A 1,380-nucleotide genomic window follows, 5' to 3' on the forward strand; every position below is an offset into this window, starting at 1 on the left:
ATGCGCCTACCTGATTAAAGGGCCGATTAAAAATCGTTAAAGAAAGAATGCCATGAGCACCAATAAAAGGCCAAAATAAATAAGGCTCCTTCTCCATGCTCAGAACATGACCTTGTGACGTTGAAATCCTGCCTAAATGAATGCATCTTAAAATATAGAACGGTAAATATGCACCGATTAGCATAAAGATAAACTTAATACCTAGATCTGTTTGTTCTTGAGCATCACTGTAACCGCCAACGATAAAACCTACAGGCACTAAAGCTAAACAAGTAATCGCAGCTCTTTTGTGAAGCTGAAGAATAGTCATAGAGGATTCTACTTATTCGGCCTTAAATTTAATGATCTGCGGATGCTCGCAGCGCATAACCGCAAAGCTGACGGGCGCACAGTATGTGCGTCCCAGACTAGCGTGTTGTTAGGTGGCGATAAACACAGGATTAAAGACATGGAAATAAAAACCACACATTTAACTATTGTTTACACAGTGAACGATCAAAAAGCGTTTGAGGTGGAGAAGTCTAGAATAAGAAACTATTTCGAATCACCAGATGGCAAGCCTTGGGCTATCACTTCATTGTCGAGAGATCACGAAATTAAGAGGCTAGAACTTATCGAAGAAGCCTTGGAACAAAATCGAGTTGATCTGGCTAAACGAATAATCCGAGCGATAAACCTTTGTGACTATGAAACTCTGGCTGACTTCGACTTGGATATAGACGCTGACTAAGCCACCTAACGCCTGCATCAGGGGCGCCGAAGGCGTCCCTTGGATGCATTTGTTACATGGCGGTTCTTCCGCTCTCCAAGGCTACAGCCCAGTCCATGCGGTTTCTCTGCTTTGCAGCCTGGACAGCGTACTCATGTTTGTACGGAACTTTTATATGCTCAACCTGCCAACCAGATAATGTTCTCACAACTGTGCAGTAAGAAGCCAAATTGGAATAGTTTTCCATTTTATGGGGAATAGGTTCATTGTCAAAATACGCTGGCAACCCAACGCTTCCAGGGTTTACAACAAGCTTGCCGCTACTGAGCTGCACAGAACGTGGAATATGAGTATGACCACATAGAATCAATGATTCTTGAACTCCTGACACAAACCCCAAGATTTCTGTGTCTGGCCTTACTCTGGCATAACCCTCAGAAATATCCTCAAGCATATAGACCAAATCATTGTCTGGGGTGCCATGACAGAGGAATACACTATTATTCAAAGACTTTGTTGGAGGTAGCTCTCTCATCCATTGTAGGGGCTCTTCACCCAACTCGGATAGGATAAATTGCATTGTTGGGTTTGAGGAAATCTCTGATTCTGTAGCTTGATAAATTTGGCGATCCTGATTCCCTTGAATCGTTACTATTTCTTCTGTTTGGAGG

Annotated in this window: 3 protein-coding genes; 1 reads left to right on the forward strand and 2 read right to left on the reverse strand. The window is 42.9% G+C overall.

Annotation, left to right across the window (positions count from 1 at the left end; translation table 11 throughout):
* Window positions 1-310 (reverse strand): hypothetical protein (locus KDK18_RS08305; protein WP_257254439.1); only part of this gene is annotated, 310 nt, incomplete at its 3' end.
* 138 nt (window positions 311-448) lie between these two features.
* On the opposite strand from KDK18_RS08305, the gene KDK18_RS08310 reads away from it, so the two are divergent.
* Entirely contained in the window at window positions 449-730 is a 282-nt protein-coding gene (locus tag KDK18_RS08310) for a hypothetical protein (RefSeq protein WP_257254440.1), read from the forward strand.
* A gap of 52 nt (window positions 731-782) precedes the next feature.
* Here the strand turns inward: KDK18_RS08310 and KDK18_RS08315 are convergent.
* Window positions 783-1,380 (reverse strand): metallophosphoesterase (locus tag KDK18_RS08315; protein ID WP_257254441.1); only part of this gene is annotated, 598 nt, incomplete at its 5' end.

This window comes from Endozoicomonas sp. SESOKO3, from assembly GCF_024606255.1.